Source organism: Microbacterium sp., from assembly GCF_026393345.1.
Taxonomy (GTDB): domain Bacteria; phylum Actinomycetota; class Actinomycetes; order Actinomycetales; family Microbacteriaceae; genus Microbacterium.
Genome location: NZ_JAPLAI010000036.1, coordinates 24326 through 46867, shown reverse-complemented (window position 1 = coordinate 46867; position 22542 = coordinate 24326). Strand labels below are relative to the sequence as shown.

24 protein-coding genes and 1 pseudogene are annotated in these 22542 nt (G+C 70.8%); 14 read left to right on the top strand and 11 right to left on the bottom strand.

Translation table 11 applies throughout. The annotated features are described in order from the left end of the window. Nucleotides 1-4 precede the first annotated feature (4 nt). The 6 genes from NT132_RS05480 (at nucleotide 5) to NT132_RS05455 (ending at nucleotide 6248) form a co-directional block, all read left to right on the top strand. Entirely contained in the window at nucleotides 5-1333 is a 1329-nt protein-coding gene (locus NT132_RS05480) for a hemolysin family protein (protein ID WP_297786152.1), read from the top strand. Beyond that, nucleotides 1330-2382: a hemolysin family protein gene (locus tag NT132_RS05475; RefSeq protein ID WP_297786001.1), complete on the top strand. Its 1053-nt coding sequence runs from the start codon at nucleotides 1330-1332 to the stop codon at nucleotides 2380-2382. Before NT132_RS05480 ends, NT132_RS05475 begins: the two co-directional genes overlap by 4 nt. 29 nt (nucleotides 2383-2411) lie before the next feature. Beyond that, nucleotides 2412-3263: an ADP/ATP-dependent (S)-NAD(P)H-hydrate dehydratase gene (locus NT132_RS05470; RefSeq protein ID WP_297785998.1), complete on the top strand. Its 852-nt coding sequence runs from the start codon at nucleotides 2412-2414 to the stop codon at nucleotides 3261-3263. An 82-nt stretch (nucleotides 3264-3345) separates the two neighbouring features. Then, complete coding sequence (locus NT132_RS05465) at nucleotides 3346-4629, top strand: hypothetical protein (RefSeq protein WP_297785995.1); 1284 nt, start codon at nucleotides 3346-3348, stop codon at nucleotides 4627-4629. Further along, nucleotides 4629-4973 (top strand): thiamine-binding protein, encoded by a 345-nt coding sequence (locus tag NT132_RS05460; protein WP_297785993.1) that lies wholly within the window; start codon nucleotides 4629-4631, stop codon nucleotides 4971-4973. Before NT132_RS05465 ends, NT132_RS05460 begins: the two co-directional genes overlap by 1 nt. Before the next feature lie 18 nt (nucleotides 4974-4991). After that, nucleotides 4992-6248: an MFS transporter gene (locus NT132_RS05455; protein WP_297785991.1), complete on the top strand. Its 1257-nt coding sequence runs from the start codon at nucleotides 4992-4994 to the stop codon at nucleotides 6246-6248. Between the two features lie 224 nt (nucleotides 6249-6472). Here the strand turns inward: NT132_RS05455 and NT132_RS05450 are convergent, their stop codons facing one another. Continuing rightward, complete coding sequence (locus NT132_RS05450; RefSeq protein WP_297785988.1) at nucleotides 6473-7678, bottom strand: homoserine O-acetyltransferase; 1206 nt, start codon at nucleotides 7676-7678, stop codon at nucleotides 6473-6475. Nucleotides 7679-7936: 258 nt separating this feature from the next. After that, a complete protein-coding gene (locus NT132_RS05445) occupies nucleotides 7937-9259 on the bottom strand; it encodes a bifunctional o-acetylhomoserine/o-acetylserine sulfhydrylase (protein WP_297785984.1) in 1323 nt (440 codons plus the stop codon). A gap of 137 nt (nucleotides 9260-9396) precedes the next feature. On the opposite strand from NT132_RS05445, the gene NT132_RS05440 reads away from it, so the two are divergent. The 4 genes from NT132_RS05440 to NT132_RS05425 are packed head-to-tail and all read left to right on the top strand — an operon-like array spanning nucleotide 9397 to nucleotide 12067. Further along, nucleotides 9397-10176 (top strand): SDR family oxidoreductase, encoded by a 780-nt coding sequence (locus tag NT132_RS05440; protein WP_297785981.1) that lies wholly within the window; start codon nucleotides 9397-9399, stop codon nucleotides 10174-10176. A 47-nt stretch (nucleotides 10177-10223) separates the two neighbouring features. Further along, complete coding sequence (locus NT132_RS05435) at nucleotides 10224-10736, top strand: phosphoribosyltransferase (protein ID WP_297785979.1); 513 nt, start codon at nucleotides 10224-10226, stop codon at nucleotides 10734-10736. A 4-nt stretch (nucleotides 10737-10740) separates the two neighbouring features. After that, nucleotides 10741-11433 (top strand): uracil-DNA glycosylase, encoded by a 693-nt coding sequence (locus tag NT132_RS05430; RefSeq protein ID WP_297785976.1) that lies wholly within the window; start codon nucleotides 10741-10743, stop codon nucleotides 11431-11433. A gap of 10 nt (nucleotides 11434-11443) precedes the next feature. Then, the gene (locus tag NT132_RS05425; protein ID WP_297785973.1) at nucleotides 11444-12067 is read left to right on the top strand and encodes a GNAT family N-acetyltransferase; all 624 of its coding nucleotides are present in this window, start codon (nucleotides 11444-11446) and stop codon (nucleotides 12065-12067) included. A 135-nt stretch (nucleotides 12068-12202) separates the two neighbouring features. Here the strand turns inward: NT132_RS05425 and NT132_RS05420 are convergent. The 6 genes and pseudogenes from NT132_RS05420 to NT132_RS05395 all read right to left on the bottom strand — a co-directional run bounded on the left by NT132_RS05420 (nucleotide 12203) and on the right by NT132_RS05395 (nucleotide 18150). After that, a pseudogene (locus NT132_RS05420) lies at nucleotides 12203-12947 on the bottom strand (ATP-binding cassette domain-containing protein). Beyond that, nucleotides 12944-13744: an ABC transporter ATP-binding protein gene (locus NT132_RS05415; RefSeq protein ID WP_297785970.1), complete on the bottom strand. Its 801-nt coding sequence runs from the start codon at nucleotides 13742-13744 to the stop codon at nucleotides 12944-12946. The pseudogene NT132_RS05420 and the gene NT132_RS05415 overlap by 4 nt, the downstream one beginning before the upstream one ends. Next, complete coding sequence (locus NT132_RS05410; RefSeq protein ID WP_297785966.1) at nucleotides 13741-14649, bottom strand: ABC transporter permease; 909 nt, start codon at nucleotides 14647-14649, stop codon at nucleotides 13741-13743. Before NT132_RS05410 ends, NT132_RS05415 begins: the two co-directional genes overlap by 4 nt. Continuing rightward, nucleotides 14646-15596, bottom strand: coding sequence for an ABC transporter permease (locus tag NT132_RS05405; RefSeq protein ID WP_297785963.1), 951 nt, complete (start codon nucleotides 15594-15596; stop codon nucleotides 14646-14648). The genes NT132_RS05410 and NT132_RS05405 overlap by 4 nt, the downstream gene beginning before the upstream one ends. Further along, entirely contained in the window at nucleotides 15593-17101 is a 1509-nt protein-coding gene (locus tag NT132_RS05400) for an ABC transporter substrate-binding protein (RefSeq protein WP_297785960.1), read from the bottom strand. Before NT132_RS05400 ends, NT132_RS05405 begins: the two co-directional genes overlap by 4 nt. Before the next feature lie 119 nt (nucleotides 17102-17220). Continuing rightward, nucleotides 17221-18150 carry an alpha/beta hydrolase gene (locus NT132_RS05395; protein ID WP_297785957.1) on the bottom strand — a complete coding sequence of 310 codons (930 nt, stop codon included), beginning with the start codon at nucleotides 18148-18150 and terminating at the stop codon, nucleotides 17221-17223. 56 nt (nucleotides 18151-18206) lie between these two features. Here NT132_RS05395 and NT132_RS05390 point away from each other — a divergent pair, with 56 nt between their 5' ends. The 4 genes from NT132_RS05390 to NT132_RS05375 are packed head-to-tail and all read left to right on the top strand — an operon-like array spanning nucleotide 18207 to nucleotide 20467. Next, on the top strand, nucleotides 18207-18680 hold the full coding sequence (locus NT132_RS05390; RefSeq protein WP_297785954.1) for a carboxymuconolactone decarboxylase family protein: 474 nt from the start codon (nucleotides 18207-18209) through the stop codon (nucleotides 18678-18680). Beyond that, on the top strand, nucleotides 18677-19417 hold the full coding sequence (locus NT132_RS05385) for a tyrosine-protein phosphatase (protein ID WP_297785951.1): 741 nt from the start codon (nucleotides 18677-18679) through the stop codon (nucleotides 19415-19417). The genes NT132_RS05390 and NT132_RS05385 overlap by 4 nt, the downstream gene beginning before the upstream one ends. A 36-nt stretch (nucleotides 19418-19453) precedes the next feature. Next, complete coding sequence (locus tag NT132_RS05380; RefSeq protein ID WP_297785948.1) at nucleotides 19454-19918, top strand: SIP domain-containing protein; 465 nt, start codon at nucleotides 19454-19456, stop codon at nucleotides 19916-19918. A 24-nt stretch (nucleotides 19919-19942) separates the two neighbouring features. Further along, entirely contained in the window at nucleotides 19943-20467 is a 525-nt protein-coding gene (locus NT132_RS05375; RefSeq protein ID WP_297785945.1) for a hypothetical protein, read from the top strand. On the opposite strand, the gene NT132_RS05370 is transcribed toward NT132_RS05375, so the two are convergent. From NT132_RS05370 to NT132_RS05360, 3 genes are read right to left on the bottom strand one after another with little or no spacing between them, the layout of a single operon-like run. Next, nucleotides 20458-20844: a Fe-S oxidoreductase gene (locus tag NT132_RS05370; RefSeq protein ID WP_297785943.1), complete on the bottom strand. Its 387-nt coding sequence runs from the start codon at nucleotides 20842-20844 to the stop codon at nucleotides 20458-20460. The two genes, NT132_RS05375 and NT132_RS05370, sit on opposite strands and share 10 nt — an antisense overlap. Next, nucleotides 20841-21662 carry an arginase family protein gene (locus NT132_RS05365; protein WP_297785940.1) on the bottom strand — a complete coding sequence of 274 codons (822 nt, stop codon included), beginning with the start codon at nucleotides 21660-21662 and terminating at the stop codon, nucleotides 20841-20843. Before NT132_RS05365 ends, NT132_RS05370 begins: the two co-directional genes overlap by 4 nt. Nucleotides 21663-21718: 56 nt before the next feature. Next, complete coding sequence (locus NT132_RS05360; RefSeq protein ID WP_297785937.1) at nucleotides 21719-22507, bottom strand: PspA/IM30 family protein; 789 nt, start codon at nucleotides 22505-22507, stop codon at nucleotides 21719-21721. Nucleotides 22508-22542 lie beyond the last annotated feature (35 nt).

Genomic DNA, 22542 nt, shown 5'->3' with positions numbered 1-22542 from the left:
CGTCATGCTGGGCGTGGGGCTCCTGCTCACGGTGGGGACGGGCTTGTTCGTCGCCAGCGAGTTCGCGCTCGTGAACCTCGACCGTGCCGATCTCGAATCTCGCCGCGCCGCCGGTGAGACCCGGTTGTCGCTAACGATCGACGCGCTGCGGCACACGTCGACGCACCTGTCCAGCGCCCAGCTGGGGATCACACTCACGACGCTGCTGACCGGTTACATGATGGAGCCGGCGATCTCCGAGCTGCTCGGGCCGCTGTTTGCCGCGGGGGGGTTGCCCGAGGGTGTGCGGGTGCCGCTGGCCGCGATCATCGGCATCGCGATCGCGACCGTGTTCTCCATGATCGTCGGCGAGCTCGTGCCGAAGAACCTCGCCCTGGCGATCCCGCGGGTGACCGCGAAGGTCGTCATGCCGTTCCAGGTCGGCTTCACGACCGTGTTCCGCCCGGCGGTGTGGCTGCTCAACGGCAGCGCGAACGCGGTCCTGCGCGGCATGGGCATCGAGCCCAAGGAGGAGCTGTCGGGCGCCCGCACCGCGGAGGAACTGTCGAGCCTCGTGCGCCGCTCCGCCAGTGCCGGTGTGCTGGAGGAGGACACCGCATCCCTGCTCGACCGGAGTCTCACCTTCGCGCGGCTGACCGCGGCCGACGTCATGACCCCGCGCCCGCGGGTGCACGCGCTCGCCGCCGACGACCCGGTCGAGGAGATCGTGCGGCTCGCCCGTGACACCGGTCACAGCAGGTTCCCGGTCTTCGGCGAGTCCATGGACGACATCGTCGGCATCGTGCACCTGAAGGCCGCCGTCAGCGTGCCCCGCGACCGTCGCGGCGACGTTCCCGCGGCGGCGCTTTCCAGCGAGGCGCTCCGGGTGCCCGAGACCGTGCACCTCGACGCGCTGATCACGGAGCTGCGCTCGCGCGGCTACCAGATGGCGATCGTGGTGGACGAGTACGGCGGCACCGCCGGCGTCGTGACCCTGGAGGACCTGGTCGAGGAGATCGTCGGCGAGGTGCTCGACGAGCACGACCGGCGCCGCGCCGGCGTCGTCCGCGGCGCCGATTCGCTGACGTTCCCCGCGAGCCTGCGACCCGACGAACTGCTCGACCGCACCGGCATCCGCGTCCCCGAGGGCGAGGTCTACGACACTGTCGGTGGCTTCCTCATGAGCGAACTGGAACGCATCCCCGTGGTCGGCGACACCCTCACGATCGACGACGGCACGCTCGAAGTCGTGCGGATGGACGGACGGCGGGTGGATCGGGTGCGGTTCACACCGCGGCCGATGCCGGCAGGCACGGAACCGGATGCGGGCGACCGGGGCGGTGATCGCCGATGAACGATTGGGCGGGAATCCTCTGGCTGGTCGTGCTGCTGATCTTCAACGCCTTCTTCGTCGGCGCCGAGTTCGCGGTCATCTCCGCGCGCCGCTCGCAGATCGAACCGCTCGCCGAACGCGGGTCGCGCTCGGCCAAGACGGCGCTGTGGGCCATGGAGCACGCGACGCTCATGCTGGCCACCTGCCAGCTCGGCATCACGATCTGCTCGCTGCTGATCCTGAACGTCTCCGAGCCCGCCATCCACCACCTGCTCGCGGTACCGCTGGAATGGACCGGCTGGGCGGAGGCCACGGTCGATGTCGTCGCGTTCATCGTCACGCTCGTGATCGTGTCGTACCTGCACGTCGTGTTCGGTGAAATGGTGCCGAAGAACCTCGCGTTCTCGGTGCCCGACCGGGCGGTGCTCATGCTCGCCCCGCCGCTGGTGTGGGTGGCGAAGCTGTTCCATCCGGTCATCGTGGCGCTCAACTGGCTGGCGAACCACGCGGTGCGGCTGTTCCGCGTGGAGCCGCAGGATGAGGCCGCATCCACGTTCACGCTCGACGAGGTCGCGGCCATCGTGAACCAGTCGCGCATCGAGGGCGTGCTCGACGACAGTGCCGGCACGGTCGCGGCGGTGGTCGAGTTCACCGACAAGAAGGTGAAGGACGTGGCGGTGCCGCTCGCCGAGCTCGTGACCCTGCCGACCACGACGACCCCCGCCGAGATCGAGCGGGCGGTCGCCAAGCACGGCTTCTCCCGCTACGTGATCGTGGACGCCGAGCACACGCCGGTCGGCTACGTGCACCTGAAGGACGTGCTCCGGGTCGCGGAAGCGACCGACGACGTCTACCTCGCCCGTCCGATCCCCGCCAAGCGCATCCACCATATGGTGCCGCTGCAGGAGGGGACGGACCTCGAGGACGCCCTCGCGCTCATGCGTCAGGCGGGCCGCCACCTCGCCCAGGTGCGTAACGACGCCGGCGTCACGACCGCCGTGCTGTTCCTCGAGGACATCATCGAAGAACTCGTCGGCGAGGTCGAGGACGCCACTCGGCGCAGGCGCTGACCCGGGTTCGCCCGGCTAGGGTGAGGGCCATGAGCGGGCAGTGGACGGCGGCGGATGCGGCAGGGTCGTTGCACGCACCGGCATCGGACGACCACAAGTACTCCCGCGGGGTGGTGGGCCTGCGCACCGGCTCGGAGGCGTATCCCGGCGCGGCGGTGCTCGGCGTAGAGGCCGCCTGGCGCACCGGCACCGGCATGGTCCGTTACCTGGGCCCTGCCCGCGCCGCCGACCTGGTCCTGGCGCGCCGGCCCGAGACGGTGACCGTCGACGGCCGGGTGCAGGCATGGGTCGTCGGGTCGGGGACGGATGCGGCCGCCCGCTCCTTCGCGGAGACCGAGACGCTGCGTCGCCTCCTCGCCGGTGACGTGCCGGTGGTGGTCGACGCCGGCGCGCTCGACCTCGCCGCGGGGGCGACCGCCCCGCTCGTTGTCACCCCGCACGCCCGCGAACACGACGCGCTGCGCGGCACCCTCGGCCTCGGCCCGGTCGATCCCGCCGCCGGCGAGGAAGAGCGTTCCCGCGCCGCCGCCGAGTCCGCGGCGCGGCTCGGCGGCGTCGTGCTGCTGAAGGGGGCGCTGACACTCGTCGCCGAGCCCGGCGGCACCGTCCGCCGGGTGTCCGCCGGGACGCCGTGGCTCGCGACCGCCGGCACCGGGGACGTTCTCGCCGGCGCCGTCGGCGCGGTCGTCGCGGGCATCGCCGCGCGCCGGAACCCGGACGCGGTCGCGCTCGCGGATGCCGCCGCATCCGCCGCCTGGCTCCACGGCCGGGCGGCCAGCCTGGTCGCTGCCGCGTTCGGCGGAGCGGGCGGCCCGCTCACCGCCCTCGATGTGGCGGACGCGCTGCCCCGCGCGGTGGCGGAGGCGCTCGCCGCCGGCTGACCGGCGCCACCCGTGCGGGCACCGGCTGCGGGTCGCGCGGGCGTACAGGAAGCCGCGGATCGCGCACCCTAGGATGTGAGCCGTGTCGAGACGAGCCGTGCTGTGGATCGCGTTCGTCGTCGTCCACGTGGGTGTCGCGGTGCTCGGCTGGATCCTGCCCAACAGTCCCATGGGCGACGTCTACCTCGTCTACGAGAAGTGGTCGCTCGCGTTCTTCCACGGCGGGTATGTCACCCCGGAGGATTACCCCCTCGTCGAGGGTATCGTCCACGTCGGCTTCGTCGGTCTCGACAGCCCCTGGGTGTACCCGCAGCTCGCCCTCGTCCCCATGCTGCTGGCGTGGGCGTTCGGCTGGGCGATCTCGTACACGCCGGCATGGGCGGTCCTCGTCATCCTGATCGATGCGGCAGCCTTCGCCGTACTCGTCGGCCGCGGGCGCGGGACCGGTCGCACCGTGGCCGCCTGGTTCTGGCTGGTGTTCATCGCCCTGCTCGGCCCCGTCGCGCTCTACCGGATCGACGCCATCACCGTGCCGCTGTCGATCCTCGGCTGCCTGTGGCTGGTGCGCCGGCCGTGGCTCGGCTCCATCCTGCTGGCGATCGCCACCTGGATGAAGGTGTGGCCGGCGGCTCTCCTCGCGGCCGCCGTCATCGCGGTGCGCCGTCGTGTCGCGGTCGTCGGGGGTGCGTTGGCCGTCAGCCTCGTGACGCTCGCCGTCGTGGTGCTCGCGGGAGGCGGCGCGTACGCGTTCGGGTTCATCGGCGACCAGACCGGTCGTGACCTGCAGGTCGAGGCCCCCGTCAGCACCTTCTACCTCTGGGATGCGATGCTCGGCGGCGGGTCCCGCGTGTACTACGACCCGGTGCTGCTGACCTTCGAGGCCAGCGGGCCGTTCGCGGATGCTGTCGTGTCGGCCATGACCCCCGTGCTCCTCATCGCCGTCCTCGCGGTCGCCGGTGTCGGCGCGGTGAAGGTCTGGCGAGGCGCCGCGTTCGCGCGGCTGTTCCCCGCGCTGGCGCTGGCGCTCGTGAGCGCGTTCATCGTCTTCAACAAGGTCGGCTCGCCGCAGTACATGGTGTGGCTCAGCGTGCCGCTGGTCATCGGACTCGTGCTGGACCGGCGTCGGTGGTGGGGGCCGGCGTCCCTCGGCCTCGGGATCGCGCTGTGCACCCAGGTCATCTACCCGCTGACCTACTACGACCTCCTCGCGGCGCAGCCGTTCCCGGTGGCCGTCATCACGGTCCGGAACGCCCTGCTCGTCGTCCTGTTCGTCTGGTCCACGGTGTTGCTCGGTCGCGTCGCGGCGCCGACCCTGGCTGCCACCGCATCCGTCCGCTCCGAATCCGCCACCGCAGGAGGCTCCTGATGCTCATCGCGTTCTCCGTCGCTCCCAGCGGCACCGGTCACGCCGACGGCTCCGTGCACGACGCGGTCGCCGCCGCCGTCCGCGTCGTCCGCGACTCCGGGCTGCCGCACCGGACCACCAGCATGTTCACCGAACTCGAGGGGGAGTGGGACGAGGTGTTCGACGTCGTACGACGCGCCACCGAGGCCGTGCTGCCCTTCGGCTCCCGGGTCTCGCTGGTGCTGAAGGCCGACATCCGTCCCGGGTACCGGGGCGAGATCGACGGCAAGATCGAGCGGCTCGAGACCGCCCTCGCGGATGCCGCGGACACGCCCGATCGAAACGATTCGCCACCGACGCTCTGACGCCGTTACCATGGCGGGATGACCTCCTCGACACCCTCGAGGGGGGCGGCGATGTGGGCGCTCCTCTCCCTCGCCATCGGTTCCTTCGGGATCGGCATGACCGAGTTCACCATGATGGGCCTGCTCCCCGACATCGCCGCGGAACTGCTGCCGCAGGCGTGGGCCGCCAATCAGGAGGATGCCATCGCGCAGGCGGGCTGGCTCATCAGCCTGTACGCGCTCGGCGTCGTCGTCGGGGCGCCGACGATCGCGGGATCGGTCGCGCGTTTCCCGCGTCACCGGGTCATGATCGGACTCTCCCTCGCGCTGACCGTATTCACGGCGCTCACCGTGATCGCGCCGAGCTTCGGGCTGGTGGGGGCGTCCCGGTTCCTCGCCGGCCTTCCACACGGCGCGTACTTCGGTATCGGAGCTCTCGTCGCGGCGGAGGTGCTCGGCCCCGGGAAACGGGCAAAGGGCGTCGCGTTCGTCCTCACCGGGCTGACGCTTGCGAACGTCGTCGGGGTGCCATTCGGCACCTTCCTCGGCCAGCAGTTCGGCTGGCGGAGCGCGTTCGCCGTCGTCACCGGCATCTTCGCTCTCACGACCGTCGCCATCTTCTTCTTCGTCCCCCGATCGCCGGGACAGCCCGGACGAACTCTCCGCGCGGAGCTCGGCGTCTTCCGCATCCCGCAGGTGTGGTTCGCGCTGGCCACCGGCGCGATCGGCTTCGGCGGCTTCTTCGCGGTGTACAGCTACGTGGCGCCGCTGGTCACCGACGTCGCCGGATCGCCGACGTGGGTGGTACCGCTCGTGCTCGTCGTCGTCGGCGTCGGCATGACGGTCGGCAACATCATCGGCGGGCACCTGGCCGATCTGAACCTCCGACGGACGCTGCTGTGGGGCATGGCTCTGATGGCGGTGGTGCTCGCCGTGCTCGCGCTGACGGCAGGCTGGATCATCGCGCTGTTCGCCACCCTGCTCGGCATGGGCCTCGTCTCATCGGCCCTGAGTCCCGCCATCCAGACCCGCCTGATGGACGTGTCGGGCGACAACCAGTCGATCGCCGCCGCCCTCAACCACTCGGCGCTGAACATCGGCAACAGCCTCGGCGCCTTCCTCGGCGGCATCGTCATCGCCGCGGGCCTCGGCTATGCCGCCCCGGCGTGGGTCGGCGTGCTGCTGGCCCTCGCGGGGCTTGCCATCGCCGTCCTGGCGTACCGGATGCAGGACCGCTCCCGCGGCGGCGCGGCCGCCGAATCGCACCGTCACATCGAGCCGCTGCCGTTCGACTGATCCGGCCGGTCCGGCTTTCCGGCGGCTGTGCTGCCGTCGACGCCTCTGACGCCGGGCACAACGGCGGAGATCGCGTCGCAGACCCCGCGAAACTGCATCCGTCTCCGGTGAGCCGGGGAGGATCTCCGCCGTTGTGTCGGCAGGCGCGCGGGGAGGGATGCGGCAGGTGATCGCGGGGAGGGATGCGGCGGCTGTGGGCGGGGCCGGATGCGGCGGCGGAGGGGTCAGGCCTCGAGCAGGCGGCGAAGGTGCCCCGCGACCACATCCGTCTCGATGAGGAATCCGTCGTGGCCGAAGTCGCTCGTGATGACGGCGGCGCGGTCGCCGTCGAGGGTGTTCCGGATGCCGCGGGCGATGCGGTGCTGCCCGTCGACGGGGAAGAGCCGGTCGCTGTCGATGCCGAGCACGAGCGTCGTGGCGGTGACGCGGGCGAGGGCGTCCTCGATGCCGCCCCGGTCGCGGCCGACGTCGTGCGAGTTCATCGCCTCGACGAGGGTGAGGTAGCTGTTGGCGTCGAAGCGGCGGGTGAACTTGTTGCCGTGGAAGTCGAGGTACGACTCCACGGCGAACCGGCCGCCGTGCCCGAAGGGGCTGACACCGGACTGCCACGATCGCTGGAACCGCTGGTTCAACTCGGCCGGGCTCCGGTAGTTCAGCAGCGCCATCCGGCGGGCGAGCGACAGTCCGCGATGCGGGCCCTCGCCGGGCGACGCGTCGTAGTACTCGCCGCCGGCGAATCGAGGGTCGATGCGGATGGCCTCGAGCTGGACCGAATTCAGCGCGATCTGGTCGGCGGTGTTGGCCGGGGGAGCGGCGATGACGGCGAGCCGGGCGACGCGGTCGGGGTGGGTGACGGCCCACTCCAGCGCGTGCATCCCGCCCATCGAGCCGCCGATGACGCCCGCCCAACGGTCGATGCCGAGGTCGTCGGCGAGGAAGCGCTGCGCCTCGACCTGATCGCGGACCGTGAGGTAGGGGAAGCGGTGCGCCCATTCGTAGCCGTCGGCGGCGATGCTCGCCGGTCCCGTGGAGCCCTGGCATCCGCCGAGCATGTTCGGGGCGATGACGAACCAGCGGTTCGTGTCGATCGCGGCTCCCGGCCCGACGATGTCCTGCCACCACCCTGCGGTCGGATGCCCAGGGCCCGCGTCGCCGCGGACGTGGCTGTCGCCGGTGAGGGCGTGGAGGACGAGCACCGCATTGTCGCGGGCGGCGTTGAGCTCGCCCCAGCTCTCGTACGCCAGGCGGAACGACGGCAGATGTCCGCCGCTCTCGCTGCGGAAGTCGCGGAAGGCGGCGAAGCGGCGTTCCCCGACCGGATCGCCGTCGCGCCACGCACCGGTGGCCGGGGGGCGTCCGCGCAGCAACCGGGCATCGGCCTCCGTCACCGGTGCGCTGGGCACGGTGTCCTCAGAGGTCTGCCAATCCATAGCGCCCATTCTCCCGGAGCGGCTGCGCCCCGGCGTCCGTGTTACGTCGGCCTGCCGCATCCGGGTCCGGCGGGAACGCGCCGCGTCCCCGCATCCATGTCCCACTTTCTGCCGTTATGGACGGCCTATTCCGGCAGAAAGTGGGACATGTTCTGCAGAAAGTGGGACATGGGCACCGAGGTGGGGAAGGACGCGCCGGAAAACGGCGGATGCCCCGCCACCCGGGAGGGGTCGCGGGGCATCCGGATGCGGCGGGCGTCAGGCGCGCGCAGCCTCCACGACCCGGCGCGCGGCGTCGAGCGCCTGCTCCAGGTCGGCCTTGAGGTCGGCCACGTTCTCGATGCCGACCGACAGGCGCACCAGGCCCGGGGTGACCCCGGCGGTGAGCTGCTGCTCGGGCGTCAGCTGCGAGTGGGTGGTGGATGCGGGGTGGATCACGAGCGAGCGCACGTCACCGATGTTGGCAAGGTGGCTGAACAGCTTCAGGCTGTTCACGAACTCGCGACCGGCCTCGACACCGCCCTTGAGCTCGAACGACAGCACCGCACCGACACCCTTGGGGGCGTACTTGTTCGCAGCGGCGTACCAGGGCGAGGTCGGCAGGCCGGAGTAGTTCACCGAGGCGACGTCGTCGCGGCTCTCGAGCCACTCGGCGACCTCCTGCGCGTTCTGCACGTGACGCTCGATGCGCAGCGACAGCGTCTCGATGCCCTGGATGAGCAGCCACGCGCTGTTCGGCGCGATCGAGGAGCCGAGGTCGCGCAGCAGCTGCACGCGGGCCTTGATGATGTAGGCCAGGCCGTCGCCGACCGCGGTGGTGTAGCTCGCGCCGTGGTAGGAGGGGTCGGGCTCGGTGAGGCCCGGGAACTTGTCCACGTTCTGCGACCAGGCGAAGGTGCCGCCGTCGACGATGACGCCGCCGATGGTGGTGCCGTGACCGCCGAGGAACTTCGTGGCCGAGTGCACGATGATGTCGGCACCGTGCTCGAACGGACGGATGAGGTAGGGCGTCGCGATCGTGTTGTCGACGATGAGCGGCACACCGGACTCGTGGGCGACGTCCGCGACCGTGCGGATGTCGAGCACGTTGATCTGCGGGTTGCCGATGGTCTCCGCGAAGAACAGCTTCGTGTTCGGGCGGACCGCGCGGCGCCACTCCTCGGGGTCGTCCTGGTTCTCCACGAACGTGGTCTCGATGCCGAGCTTGGCCAGCGTGTACTTGAACAGGTTGTACGTGCCGCCGTAGATCGAGCTGGACGAGACGATGTGGTCGCCGGCCTGCGCGATGTTCAGGACGGCGAAGGTCTCCGCAGCCTGACCCGACGAGACGAGCAGTGCGCCGGTGCCGCCCTCGAGCGCCGCGACGCGCTGCTCGACGACATCCTGCGTGGGGTTCTGGATGCGGGTGTAGATGTTGCCGAACTCGGCCAGGGCGAACAGGTTCGCGGCATGGTCAGCGTTGTCGAAGACGTACGACGTGGTCTGGTAGATCGGGGTCGCACGGGCCTTGGTGACCGGGTCGGGCGCTGCGCCGGAGTGGACCTGCTTGGTCTCGAACCGCCAGTTCTCGGGTGCGGACATTGCGTTCTCCTGAAAGCTCATGGGTCCCGCGGCGGGTGTCGCGGCCATCCCCGACACTACGGATGCGGGGGGCGGGCGACAATGCCTCGGACACGGTGCGTAACACGCTCGGAACGGTGCCCGGTTACGGTGGAACCATGGTGACCAGACGCGCGGTTGTGACGGGGGCAAGCTCGGGGATCGGCGAGGCGACGGCACGGATGCTGCGTGCCCGCGGCTGGGACGTCGTCGCCGTGGCGCGACGCGCCGACCGGCTGCAGGCCCTCGAAGCCGAGACCGGCGCCGTGGCGTTCGCCGCAGACCTCACGGTCGAGGGCGACGTCGACGCGCTCGCCGTCTGGCTCGCCGAGTCGGGCCCGGTTCACGCGCTGGTGCAGATCGCCGGCGGGGCGCGCGGCGCCGACCGGATCGAGGATGGCGACGCGGAGCAGTGGCGGTGGATGTTCGAGGCGAACGTCCTCTCCACGCAGCGACTCGTGGCGCACCTGCTGCCGCTGCTGCGCCGGGCCGCCGCATCCGACGGCCACGCGGACACCCTGTTCGTCACCTCCACCGCCGCGCAGACCGCCTATCAGGGCGGCGGCGGGTACAACGCCGCCAAGGCGGCAGAGGCGATGCTCGTGAAGGCGCTGCGTCTGGAGCTGAACGGCGAACCGATCCGGGTGAGCGAGATCGCCCCGGGTATGGTGCGGACCGAGGAGTTCTCGCTGCGGCGCCTGGGCGGTGACACCGCGGCGGCCGAGTCCGTCTACGACGGCGTGGAGAACCCGCTCACCGCCGAGGACATCGCCGACGTCATCGCCTACGCCCTGGACGCGCCCGGACACGTGAACCTCGACCTCGTGACCGTGCGCCCGGTCGCCCAGTCCGCCCAGCACCTGCTCGCCCGCGGGCCGCTGCACGTCCGCGAGGGCTGAGGCCGCCGCGGCGTGTGACGGGCGCGGCGCGCAACTAGGCTGGTGCCGTGAGTGAAGCGGTGGCGCAGGAGCGCGAACATCTCAGCTGGGACGGATTCGGCGAGGCGTCGCGAGACATCGCACGCGCCATCATCGCGGACGGTTTCGTGCCGGAGGTGGTCGTCGCCATCGCCCGCGGCGGACTGCTGCCGGCCGGGTCCATCGCGTACGGCCTCGGCATCAAGAACTGCGGCGCCATCAACGTGGAGTTCTACACCGGCATCGGCACGGTGCTGGACGCACCGGAGCTGCTGCCCCCCGAGCTCGACATGACGTACCTGAACGGCCGTCGCGTGCTGCTCGTGGATGACGTCGCCGACAGCGGCCGCACCCTCGACCTCGCGGTGCGCCTGCTCACCGAGCAGGGCGCCGAGGTGCGTTCGGCCGTCATCTACACGAAGCCGACCACGATCATCCAGCCCGACTATGCGTGGAAGGCCACGGACCTGTGGATCGACTTCCCCTGGTCGTGGCAGGGAACCGTCCTCGAAGAGGACGCCGGGCTCGTCGGCTCCGCCTGATCCCATGGCACGAAGCCTGCCCGAACTCGCCGCGGACGGCCTGATCGATCCGGGCTGGGCGACCGCACTGGAACCGGTCGCGGGGGACATCGCCGCCCTCGGGGAACGTTTGCGCGCCGAGGTCGCGGCCGGACGCCGCTACCTGCCGGAGGGAGAGCGGGTGCTGCGCGCCTTCCAGCGGCCGCTGGACCTGGTGCGCGTCCTCATCGTCGGGCAGGACCCGTACCCCACCCCGGGCCACCCGATCGGGCTGTCGTTCGCGGTCGACGCCCACGTCCGGCCGCTGCCGCGCAGCCTCGCGAACATCTACCGCGAACTCGACGACGACCTGGGCATCCCGCCCGCCCCGCACGGTGATCTGTCCCGCTGGAGCGACCAGGGCGTCATGCTGCTGAACCGCGTGCTCACGGTGGCGCCCGGCGCCCCCGCATCCCACCGCGGCTGGGGATGGGAGAAGGTCACCGAGCACGCGATCCGCACCCTCGTCGCCCGGGACGAACCGCTGGTCGCGGTCCTGTGGGGCAATGACGCGCGGAACCTCCGGCCGCTCCTCGGCGATACCCCTGTGGTCGAGTCGCCGCATCCGTCACCTCTGTCTGCGAGCCGCGGATTCTTCGGCTCCCGGCCGTTCTCGCGGGTCAACGCGCTGCTGCAGGAACAGGGCGCTGACCCCGTCGACTGGCGGATTGCGTCGTAGGCTGATCGCCATGCTCGAGGAGGAATACGAGAAGCGCCGGCGACTACCCCGCCACCTGCGCACCGTGCCGCCGGCACCGGAGTTCGCCTACGAGATCCGACCGGTGCAGCCGCGCGACATCCCGGACATCCGCGAGATCTACAACTACTACGTGACGAACTCCGTGGTCACGTTCGATGAGAAGAAGTGGTCGCTCGCGAAGTGGCGGGAGAAATACGACCACCTCCACAAGCTCGGCCTGCCGTTCCTCGTGGCGCAGTCACCGACCGGGCAGATCCTCGGCTACGCACTGGTGCAGCCGTGGGCGGGTAAGTCGGCGTATCGGTACACCGTGGAGGACTCCATCTACCTCGGGCAGGCCGCATCCGGCAAGGGACTCGGGCGTGCGCTGCTGCAGGCGCTCATCGAGGCGTGCGAGGAGCGAGGGATCCGTGAACTGGTCGCGGTCATCAGCGACAAGGGCGCCGAGGCCTCGATCGCGCTGCACGAGCGGCTCGGGTTCACCGAGGTCGGTCGGATGGGACGCGTCGGCTTCAAGTTCGGACGCTGGCTCGGCACCGTCTACCTGCAGAAGTCGCTGAAACCGGCGAGAAAGCGGCGATTGTTCGGCCGCGACGCCGACGAGGACCGCTGACCGCGACTCCTGCGCGGCGCGGCGCTGCGTCGCGAGATTCGGGGATGCGGCGAGATTCGGCGCGGATGCCGGCATCCCCTCCGAATCTCGTGACATCTCCGAATCCGACGACGGGCGGGGGCGGATGCGGCCGGTTCAGGGAGCGGTCGCGCCGGGGTCGATCGTCGGGATCGAGGCGAGCAGACGGCGCGTGTACGCGGCCTGCGGCTGCAACAGCACCTTCTCGGTCGGGCCCTCCTCGACGACGGCGCCGTCCTTCATGACCACGACGTCATCGCAGAGGTTCTGCACCACCCCGATGTCGTGCGACACCATGACGAGGGTCAGCGCGCCCTCCGCCCGCAGCTCGGCGATGAGGGCGAGGATCTGCGCGCGGACCGTGACATCCAGCGCCGAGAGTGGTTCGTCACCCACGAGCAGCCGCGGCCGGTGCACGATCGCGCGGGCGAGAGCGATGCGCTGACGCTGGCCGCCGGAGAACTCGTGCGGGTAGCGGTCGGCGGCGCCCGCTCCGAGCCCCACATGCGTGAGGACGTCGCGCACGCGTGCACGGCGGTCGCCCGGGATGTCGAGCGCCCACAGCGGCTCGCCGATGATCCGGCCCACCGACATGCGCGGGTCGAGGGAGGCGTACGGATCCTGGAAGACGATGCCCGTCTGCCGCCGCACCCAGTGCAGCGCGCGCGCCGAGGCGCGGGCATCGACCGGTGCGCCGTCGAATGTGACGCTGCCCGCGGTGGGGGAGTCGAGACCGAGCAGCAGTCGCACGAGCGTCGATTTCCCGCTGCCCGACTCGCCGATGATGCCGAGTGCGGTGCCCTCGTCAACGTCGAGCCGGGAAGCGCTTGGTCAGTCCGCGGGCGCGGAGCAGCTCGCTCATCGCTGCCTCCCCTCGCGGCCCTCGGGGCGCCACAGGGTCGCGGTCGCATCCCGCAGCAGTCCCTGCGTCACGATCGAGCGCGGGGCGGTGAGCAGCTGTGCCACCGGCGCGCTCTCGACGACACGGCCGTGCTCGAGCACGATGCCGTGCGTGGCGATCTGCGACAGCACCGCCAGATCGTGCGTGATGAACACCAGCGACATGCCCGCATCCGCCACGAGGCCGGACAGCAGGTCGAGGATCTCCGCCTGGATCGTGACGTCGAGCGCTGTCGTGGGCTCGTCGGCGATGAGCAGGCGCGGGCCGGCTGCCAACGCGATCGCGATCGCCACCCGCTGACGCTGTCCGCCGGACAGCTGGTGCGGGTACCGGCGGACGAGGTTCTCCGGGTCGGGCAGCTGCACGCGACGTGCCTCTTCCACGGCACGCGCGCGGGCGGTGGCGCGGTCCACCCGGTGATGGATGCGGACGGATTCCGCGATCTGCCGGCCGACGGTGCGGATGGGGTTCAGTGAGGTCTGCGGTTCCTGGAACACGATGCCGAGCTCGTCGCCGCGGAGGCCGGCGAGTTCCCGTTCGGACAGGCCCAGGATCTCGCGCCCGTCCCACCGCACGCTGCCGGATGCGGTGGCGCCGTCGGGCAGGAGCCCGAGGATCGCGAGCGCGGTCAGCGACTTGCCCGAGCCGGATTCGCCGATGAGACCGAGGCGGGCGCCCTCCGGGACATCGAACGAGACCCCGTCCACGACCCGCTGCCCATCGATGTCGACGACGAGGTCCCGCACCTGCAGGCTCACGAGACCACCTCCGGGATGTGCGTGCGGGCCGCGCTGCGTGCGCGGGAGAGGGTGGGGTCGGTGGCATCGCGCAGGCCGTCGCCGAGGAGGTTCAGGCCCAGGACCGACACGGCGATCGCGAGTCCCGGCCACACCACCGAGAGCGGATGCGCGGTCAGATACTGCTGCAACTGGGCGAGCAGGAGCCCCCACGAGGGCTGGGTCACGGGCGCCCCGAAGCCGAGGTAGGAGAGGCCGGCCTCGGCGAGCACCGCGACGGCCATGCCCCAGGACAGCTGCACGATGAACACCGGCGCGACGTTCGGCAGGAGGTGCCGCACGAGGTTCTGCGCCGTGGTGAGCCCGGAGGCACGTCCGGCCAGCACGAACTCGCTGTGCAGCACCCGGCGCAGCTCCGGCCGGGTGACCCGGGCAACGTTCACGCCGAAGCCGATGCCGACAGCCCACACCACCACCCAGAGCGACCCGCCCCAGACGGCGGCGATCATCATGGCGATCAGCAGCACCGGGAAGGCGATGAGGATGTCGACCACGACGGCGACGGTCTCGCGCACCGCCCGGACGGTCAGCGCGCCGAGCGAGGCGAGGGCGAGACCGAGAAGGGTGGCGATCACCCCGGCTCCCACGGCCACCAGGACGGTCGTGCGGGCGCCCACCATCAGGAGACTCGCGATATCGCGGCCGGTGGCATCGGTGCCGAGCACGTGCGGCCAGCTGGGACCCGCCCACCGGCTCGGCACGTCCGTGCGCTGCGGGTCGAACGGGGTCCACACCAGCGACACCGCGGCGGTGAGGAGGATGAGAGCCACCACGATGAGTCCGAAGCGCCCGGTCGGGAGCTGCCAGAGGCGTTGCAGCGTGCTGAGTCGCGGGCGGCGGCCCGTCGTCCCTCCGGCGGCGCTCATGCGGCCTCCCGCTGCCGGGGGTCGATGGCGCGATGCACCAGGTCCACGAGGAATCCGATGACGAGCACGAACGCGGTGAGGGCCAGGAGCTCTCCCTGCACCTTGGGGAGGTCCCGGGCGGCGACGTCGGCCACCAGCATCCGTCCGATACCGGGGAGGGCGAACAGCTGCTCGATGACGACGGCGCCCACCACGATCCCGGCGATCTGCAGGCCCAGCACCGTGATGATGGACAGCCCGACGTTCGGCAGTCCGTGGCGCAGCAGCGCCTGCGTGCGGGTCAGGCCCTTCGCCGCCGCGGTGCGGACGTAGTCCTGCCCGACCGCCTGCAGCGTGGCGCTGCGCACGAAGCGCAGCAGCATCGCGCCCTCCACGATCCCGATGGTGATCGCGGGCAGCAGCAGCGCGCGCACCGCCGCGGCGGGATCCGCCCAGCCGGAGCGGGGGAAGCCCTGCGCGGGCAGCCACCCGAGCCACACGGCGAACACGACGACGAGCATCATGCCCGCCCAGACCACCGGCACCGCGGCCAGTGCCTGGGCGCCGACGCCCAGCGCCGTCCCGGAGGCATGTGTGCGTCGCACCGCCGACAGGATGCCGAGCGGGATGCTGATCACGAGCGCCACGAGCAGGGCTAACGCGCCGAGCGGGAGCGTGACCTCCGCCTTCGCGGCGATCTCCACGGACACCGGTGTGCCGGTGATGAGCGATGAGCCGAGGTCGCCGTGCAGCAGGCCTCCGATCCACTCCGCATACTGCACCGGCCATGGCCGGTCGAGGCCGAGCCGATCGGTGATGGCCGCGACCTGCTCAGGGGAGGAATTCGTGCCCGCGATCATCTGCGCCACGTTTCCCGGAAGCAGCCGCAGCGTGGCGAAGATCACCGCGCTGGCAACGAACAGGCCCAGCACCAGCAGGGCCAGCCGTGTCAGCGCGTACCGGATCACCCGTCGCTCTTGGTCAGCTGCGCAACGTTCAAGCGCTCGTTGACGCTGTCGGCCGGCATGCCGCTCACCGTCGTGCCCACTGCCACCAGGGACAGACCGTTGAAGAGCCAGTCCGCGGCGGCATCCTCCGAGACGATGCGTGCCGCGCGGGTGAGGAGCTCGTCCGCCTCCTCGTCGCTGGTCGCGGTCAGCGACTGCGCGAACAGCGTCTGCACCTCGGCGTTGTCGTAGGTGAAGTAGTAGTCAGGATCGGCCCAGTTGCCGAAGTCGCGTGCCTCGGTGTGCAGCACGAAGCTCAGCTCGTAGTCCTTGTTCGTGTACACGTCCTGCAGCCAGGTCGCGAAGTCGACGGAGTCGACCTTGAGCGTAATCCCGACCTGATCGAGATCGGAGACGAGCAGCTGCGCGATCGTGGTGGGGTAGAAGGACGGGATCGTCAGGGTCAGCGTCAGGTCCTCGTAGCCGGCGTCGGCGAGCAGCTTCTCCGCCGCATCCGGGTCGTACGGCGCCACGTCGGAGAGGTCTTCGTAGCCGGGGTCGAGCGCAGGGATCGGACCGTACAGGGTCGTCGAGCCGCCCAGCGCTTCGACGAACGCCTCGTGGTCGATGGCCTGCCGGATCGCCTGGCGCACGCGCTGGTCGGCGAGGGGACCGGTGGTCTGGTTGAACGCCAGGGTGCCCTTGTCGGTCGACTCGCCCTCGATGATCGTGAAGTCGCCCCCGTCGCTGAGCTGATCGGCGATGTCGGCGGTGAGTGCGAGACCGGTGACGACGTCGAGTTCGCCGGCCAGCGCGGCGCTCAGCGCGGCCTGGTTATCCGGGATGTAGTCGAAGATGACCTCGGCCGCCTCCGAGGGCGTGCCCCAGTACCCGTCATAGCGGGTGAGGGTGACGCTGTCCCCCTGCGCCCATGCGGTCAGCGTGAAGGGACCGGTGCCGTTGGCGGCGGTCTGGTAGTCGACGCCGTCGCCCTCCTTGAGGATGATGCCCGCGCGGCCGGAGAGGTTCCACAGCAGCTGCGAGTCCGGCTCGCTCAGTGTCAGAGTGACGTTCTGTCCCTCCGCCGCGATGCCGGTGACCTTCGCGAGGGTGCTGGCGTCGACCCAGTCCGCGTTGTCGCGGTGCTGGGTGAGCGACCATACGACGTCCTGGGGTGTCAGCTCCTGGCCATCATGGAAGGTCACCCCGTCCTGCACGGTGAACGTGTAGGTGAGTCCGTCGTCGGACACGGTCCAGTCGCTCGCCAGCGCGGGCTCGATCTCCTGCTCCGGCGTGCGAGACACCAGGCCCTGGTAGACGTTGTCGATCAGCAGCTGGTCGAGGGCGGCGCCTGACGTCTGCCGGATGTCGAGGTTGGTCGGTTCGAGCACGAGCCGGACCACGACGGAGGCGTCGGGGTCGGGCGACCCGGTGCCCTCCGTCGGTGCGGTGCCGGAGCAGGCAGTGAGGGTCAGTGCGGCGGCGGCCACGAGAGCTGTGGCGGCGACCAGGGTTCGGCGGAGCATGCGCGTCCTTTCGCCCGGGGCCGGGCTCGAGATTCCAGGTGGTGCTGCGGTGCGATACACCAGCCTAGGGTGGCGGCGATCACGGAAGGGTCACGGCGTGTGTCACATGACATCCGCCGTCATGAGGCGGCGATCCCCCGGATGAGGTCGGCGAGCTGCGCGGGGATCTCCTCGTGCACGTTGTGGTGCGCCGGGACCACGATGACGCGGGCGGCGGGCGCATGGCGGCCGAATTCCTCCGCATCCGCTTCGGTCACGTAGCCCTGATTCCCCCGGATGAGGGTGACGGGCGCGGCGACGGCCTCGACGTCCGCCCAGGCGGCGGTCGAGAGCAGCCCAGCGACGGCGCCGTCCGGGGCGGGCGCGGGGTCGGCTGCGGCTGCGGCTGCGGCGGCGAGGTGAGCGAAGTGGTGCTTCCACTCCACCCGGCCGTCCGGGCGCACCCGGGAGTTCAGGTACACGCCCCGTTCCGCCGCGCGGCGGGTGCCGCCGAGCCCGAAGGACAGCGCGCGTTCGACCAGCTCGTCCCGATCCGCCCAGTCGGTGGGGCCGGCGAAGAACTCGCGCACCTGGCGGGGCCCCGCGTCCGGGTTCACGCCGGGGGTGATGTCGACGATCGTCAGGGATGCCACGAGATCGGGGGCGGAGGCGGCGACCGCCGTCGCGGTGAGGCCGCCCAGCGAGTGCCCGACGAGCACCTGTGGGGTGTCGGTCCAGGCGCGGAGCGCCTGCACCACATCCGGGGCGAGGGTGTGCGGCGAGTAGTCGGCATCGTTGCGCCAGGACGAATCGCCGTGGCCGGGAAGATCCAGCGTGAGGGCGGGGAGGCCGAGCGCGAGCACCGTGGTGTCCCAGGTGTGCGCGTTCAGACCTGCGCCGTGCAGGAACGTCACCTGCGGGGGCGCGTCGCCGTACCGCAGCCCGGAGAGGACCCGGCCGTCGCGGAGCGTGAACTGCAGCCGGCGGGCGGTGGGCAGCGGCCCGGTCACGCCGAGGTCGGCGGCCTGCTCGGGAAGGAAGGAGAACTCGTCGAAAGCGTCGTCGGTCACGTCAGAATGCTACGGGCCGGCCCGGGCGAGCGGATGCGAATCGGTAGTCTGGCGACATGAGCGAGGAACAGCGCGTCCACCTGTCGAAGTCCGCCCCGGAGGCATACCAAGCGCTCGACGCGCTCGCGAAGTCGGCGAAGGTCATCGCCACGAAGGCCGGCATCGATGCTCGCCTCGCCGAGATCGTCCAGCTGCACGCCTCGCAGCTCAACGGCTGCGCCTACTGCGTTCGGGTGCACGTCGACCGGGCCGTGAAGGCCGGGCTGGATGCGGACGTCATCGCCCAGATCGCCACCTGGCGGGAGTCCGGCGTCTTCAGCGAACGCGAGCGCGCGGCACTGGAATTGACCGAGGCGTTCACGTTCATCCACGAGGAGGGCGTGCCCGATTCCGTGTACGACCACGTCGGGGGCATCCTCTCGGAGGACGAGTATGTCGCGTTGAGCTGGATCCTGGTGTCCATCAACGCCTTCAACCGCATCACGATCGCCGGCCGCTACCCGGTGCCTCCTCGCGGTGAGGGCGCGTGACGAGCGCGCTCCACGTCTCCGGCGCGGTCAACCTCCGCGACGTCGGCGGGCTGCCTGCAGGGTCCGGCACCACCCGGCACGCGGTGCTGCTGCGCTCGGGCACGCTGGGCCGGCTCGACGAGACCGGTCGCGACACCCTGGTGGCGCGAGGGCTGCGCCGCATCATCGACCTGCGCGACGACGACGAGGTCGCCCGCGAACCCAGCCGTCTCGACGACCGGCTGCCGGTGCCCCAGCGCGTACCGCTGTTCCTCGGCTCCGCGGACTCGTTCTTCGTGAACGACATCAGCCTGGAGGAGCTTTACCGGCACCTGGTCACCGAGTCGGGCGAGCGCATCGCGGAGGTTGCCCGCGGCATCCTCGTCGAACAGCCCGTGCTCGTCCACTGCACGGCGGGAAAGGACCGGACCGGGGTGATCGTGGCGCTGCTGCTGGAGGCTGCGGGCGTCGAGCGTGACGCCGTCGTCGCGGACTACGCCCGGACCGCCGCCGAGCTGCCGCCCGAGCGTAACCGCCGGCTGATCGCGTGGCTCCGTGCGGCGCATCCCGACGCGCAGCATGTGGAGGAGCTCGTCGCTCACTCGCCGGCCGAGGCGATGGCGACGCTCCTGGACGAGGTCGACCGGAGCTACGGTTCGGCCGCCGGCTACCTGCGCTCGGCGGGGCTGAGCGAAGCGGAGATTGCCGCCCTTCGGCGGGTACTCGTCGCCGAGGCTGAGAATCCCGACCAAGGTTAGGCAACCCTACCCTTTGCGGGGTATAGTGATTCCGTCATGCCCGAGATCACTCCGCACAACGAAAGCGCCTGCCGTGCGTCCAAGCACGCCCGCGCGCAGCACGTCGTCACGGCGGACGAGGCGTCGCTGTCCGATCTCGAACTGGCGCTGACGACGCTGCCGATCTGCTCCACCGGCCGGGTGTTCGTCGAGGTACCGGATGCGTCCGCCATCGTGCCGCTGTCGGTCCCGCCGCGGATGACGGTCACCTGGCTCTGCCGGGATCGCCGCTCCGGCGCTCCGGGCACCGGGCGTGGATGCAGCAACGGCGAGGCGCTGGCCCGTGCCGTGAATGCGTGGGCCGACGAAATGCTGTGCGACGGCGGCTGCGAGACCACCGTGACGCTGCTCGGCGGCTTCCTCGGCACCGCGGAGATCGTGGATCACCTGGTGCAGGACCGGGGCATCGACCCCAGCCGCATCCACGCACCGGAACGCTTCGGCCTGCTGCCCGTCCGCTGATCCGGCGGCCGCTATCATGCGGCAATGACCGACCTGCAGCATCCCTCCCTCCGGCTTTCTCGCCCGATCCTCCTGTGGCTCATCGTCACCGCAGTGATCCAGACCTACGACGCTTGTTACGTGCTCCTCGGTCCGCTGTCGCACGAGGGCGGCCCGCTCGCGTTCTTCTGGCCGGGGCACGTGTTCTACGCCGGGTTCGACCACCGGTACGCCGACGTCGATTCGTTCGGCAGTGCGCAGAGCTGGGCGAATCTGCTGGAGGTCATCGTGCTCGTCTGGGCGATCGCGTTGCACCGTCGGTGGTCCGGCGTGGTGCTCGCGCTGCTGGTCAGCGTGGCGACGTTCTGGAAGACGGTGATCTACTTCCTCGTCGAGATCTCCAGTGGGCTGCAGATGACGCGCCAGTCGCTTGAGCGCGGGGATCTCCTGGGGTTCCTCACGGTCGCCGTGCTCCCCAACCTCGTCTGGATCGTCGTCCCGTTGATCGTCGTGATCGTGCTCGGCCGACGGGTCTGGCGGGTGGGGGTGCTGCGCGCCGGTCAGCCTTGACCTGCGCGGCGCCGCCGCGGCAGGTAGTTGCCGTCCTCAAGGCCCGCCTCGATCTCGAAGCGGTTGCGGAGCGCGTCGCGACCCGCCAGGGCGTACAGGACCGGCATGAGGAAGCCGTACCGACGCCACTGCCGCTCGTGCACGGATTCGTGTGCGATCAGCCGATCGTCGATCCGGCCGTCGCCGGTGAGGAAGCAGTGCCCGACGCACACGCCGCCGCGCGGGTATGCCCACCCCGGCATGCCGCGGAACACCCACAACCGGCCGCGCCGTTCGATCCGGCCCCGGCTGAGGAGCCCGCCCCACACCCAGCCGACCGTGCAGCCGTAGACGTAACCCGCCAGCCGGACCGCCTCGACGACGCGTGAGCCGGTCATGCCAGCGCGCCGATCAGACGGAGGAGGGTCCCCATGTCGGCGGGGTCGGCCTCGGAGGAGGCCGGGACGAACTCCGCCAGCGTCGCCCCTGCCAGCGGCACATTCTCGCGCAGCCGTTTGAGGGCCGCGAGGAGCGCCGGAACCCGCACGCCGAACGGCTCCGCGGATTTCACGCCAGGCATCTGATCGGGATCCAGCACGTCGACGTCGATGTGGACGTACACCGCGTCCGCGCCCGTCGCCGCGACCGCGCGCGCCAGCGCCTCGGGGTCAGAGAGGTCGTCGACCGATACGGTCTGGATGCCGTAGCCCTCGATGTAGCCATCCTCGGCGTCGTCGAAGGAACGGGCGCCGACCAGCACGACGTCCGTCGGTAGCACCGTGCCCTCGGCCAGGCGGAGCCCGTCCGGCCCCTCACCGAGCACGGCGCGCAGCGCCATGCCGCTGAAGGCATGCGATGCGGAGGTGAGTGGTGAGTGCAGGTCGGGGTGCGCGTCCGCCCACACCACCGCCAGGCGGTGATGCCGGGCCGCGGCGTGACCGATCCCGCCCACCGACACCGAGCAGTCGCCGCCGACGATGAGGACGGGTTCGTCCTGGTGCGCCAGCACCGCATCCAGCGACTGGCGGACCTGCAGCAGCGAGCTCAACCGCTGCACGGGGCTACCGAGAGCGTCTCCCGCCTCGAGCGGGACGTCGACCCGGATGCGGGAGGACTTCGGCAGGTCGCCGGCGATCGCCTCCGCCCCGTCCATGAGCTGCATGGCGCGGGAAGACGGGGAACCCTGCCACTGCGGGACGACCACGAATCGGGTCACGGCGACTCCTGACTGGGGGAGGGAACCGTGCGCGGGCACGGCTCCCTCCGAGGGGATTACTGCTGGGCCTGCTGGGGCAGGTCCTGCGCGATGGCGGCCTGCTCCGCAGCGCCGGCCGAGAGGGCGCTCGGCGTGTTGCCTGCCTTCAGTGCGGCCAGCCGCGCCTCCACCTCGGTCAGCTCGCCGAGGTCGTCGAGCGACTCGAACTGCCCGTCGAGGCTCGAGGCCGCGAGCTCCGCCTTGCCCTGCGCGAGCGCCTCCTGCCGGCGGATCTTGTCTTCGAACCGCCCGATCTCACTCGTCGGGTCGAGGACGTTCACGCTCTTGATGGCGTCGTGCACTTTGTTCTGCGCCTCGGCGACCTTGGCCCGCGCGAGCAGCTCGCTGCGCTTGGTGCGCAGCTGCTCGAGCTTCTGCTTCATGCCGTTGAGGCCGTCCTTGAGCTTGTCGACGACCTCGGTCTGCGCGGCGATCTGCGGCTCGGCGGCCTTGGCCTGGCTCTCTTCGGACAGCTGCCGCTGCAGCGCGATCTTCGCCAGGTTGTCGAACTTGTCCGCACCGCTGCCGTCGCCGGCCGCGCGCAGTTCGTCGCCCTTGCGGCTGGCGGCGAGGGCCTTGCTGCCCCACTCCGCAGCCGCCTGCACGTCTTCCTGGTGGTCGCGCTCGAGCAGACGCAGGTTGCCGATCGTCTCGGCGATGGCCGACTCGGCGTCGGCGATGTTGTTGGTGTAGTCGCGCACCAACTGATCGAGCATCTTCTGCGGGTCTTCCGCCGAGTCGATCATGGCGTTGATGTTGGCGCGGACGAGGGTCGAGATACGTCCGAAGATGGACTGCTTGGCCATCGTTGGTCCTTTCCTAGGGAACAGGGATGAGGGTC

Bases quoted from the DNA above. Each gene is read 5' to 3' on its own strand.
- NT132_RS05450 (WP_297785988.1), bottom strand. From the start codon at position 7,678: ATGGATTGGCAGACCTCTGAGGACACCGTGCCCAGCGCACCGGTGACG.
- NT132_RS05460 (WP_297785993.1), top strand. From the start codon at position 4,629: ATGCTCATCGCGTTCTCCGTCGCTCCCAGCGGCACCGGTCACGCCGAC.
- NT132_RS05440 (WP_297785981.1), top strand. From the start codon at position 9,397: ATGGTGACCAGACGCGCGGTTGTGACGGGGGCAAGCTCGGGGATCGGC.
- NT132_RS05380 (WP_297785948.1), top strand. From the start codon at position 19,454: ATGCCCGAGATCACTCCGCACAACGAAAGCGCCTGCCGTGCGTCCAAG.
- NT132_RS05480 (WP_297786152.1), top strand. From the start codon at position 5: ATGCTGGGCGTGGGGCTCCTGCTCACGGTGGGGACGGGCTTGTTCGTC.
- NT132_RS05390 (WP_297785954.1), top strand. From the start codon at position 18,207: ATGAGCGAGGAACAGCGCGTCCACCTGTCGAAGTCCGCCCCGGAGGCA.
- NT132_RS05425 (WP_297785973.1), top strand. From the start codon at position 11,444: ATGCTCGAGGAGGAATACGAGAAGCGCCGGCGACTACCCCGCCACCTG.
- NT132_RS05360 (WP_297785937.1), bottom strand. From the start codon at position 22,507: ATGGCCAAGCAGTCCATCTTCGGACGTATCTCGACCCTCGTCCGCGCC.
- NT132_RS05375 (WP_297785945.1), top strand. From the start codon at position 19,943: ATGACCGACCTGCAGCATCCCTCCCTCCGGCTTTCTCGCCCGATCCTC.
- NT132_RS05370 (WP_297785943.1), bottom strand. From the start codon at position 20,844: ATGACCGGCTCACGCGTCGTCGAGGCGGTCCGGCTGGCGGGTTACGTC.
- NT132_RS05470 (WP_297785998.1), top strand. From the start codon at position 2,412: ATGAGCGGGCAGTGGACGGCGGCGGATGCGGCAGGGTCGTTGCACGCA.
- NT132_RS05400 (WP_297785960.1), bottom strand. From the start codon at position 17,101: ATGCTCCGCCGAACCCTGGTCGCCGCCACAGCTCTCGTGGCCGCCGCC.
- NT132_RS05475 (WP_297786001.1), top strand. From the start codon at position 1,330: ATGAACGATTGGGCGGGAATCCTCTGGCTGGTCGTGCTGCTGATCTTC.
- NT132_RS05455 (WP_297785991.1), top strand. From the start codon at position 4,992: ATGACCTCCTCGACACCCTCGAGGGGGGCGGCGATGTGGGCGCTCCTC.
- NT132_RS05430 (WP_297785976.1), top strand. From the start codon at position 10,741: ATGGCACGAAGCCTGCCCGAACTCGCCGCGGACGGCCTGATCGATCCG.
- NT132_RS05445 (WP_297785984.1), bottom strand. From the start codon at position 9,259: ATGTCCGCACCCGAGAACTGGCGGTTCGAGACCAAGCAGGTCCACTCC.
- NT132_RS05410 (WP_297785966.1), bottom strand. From the start codon at position 14,649: ATGAGCGCCGCCGGAGGGACGACGGGCCGCCGCCCGCGACTCAGCACG.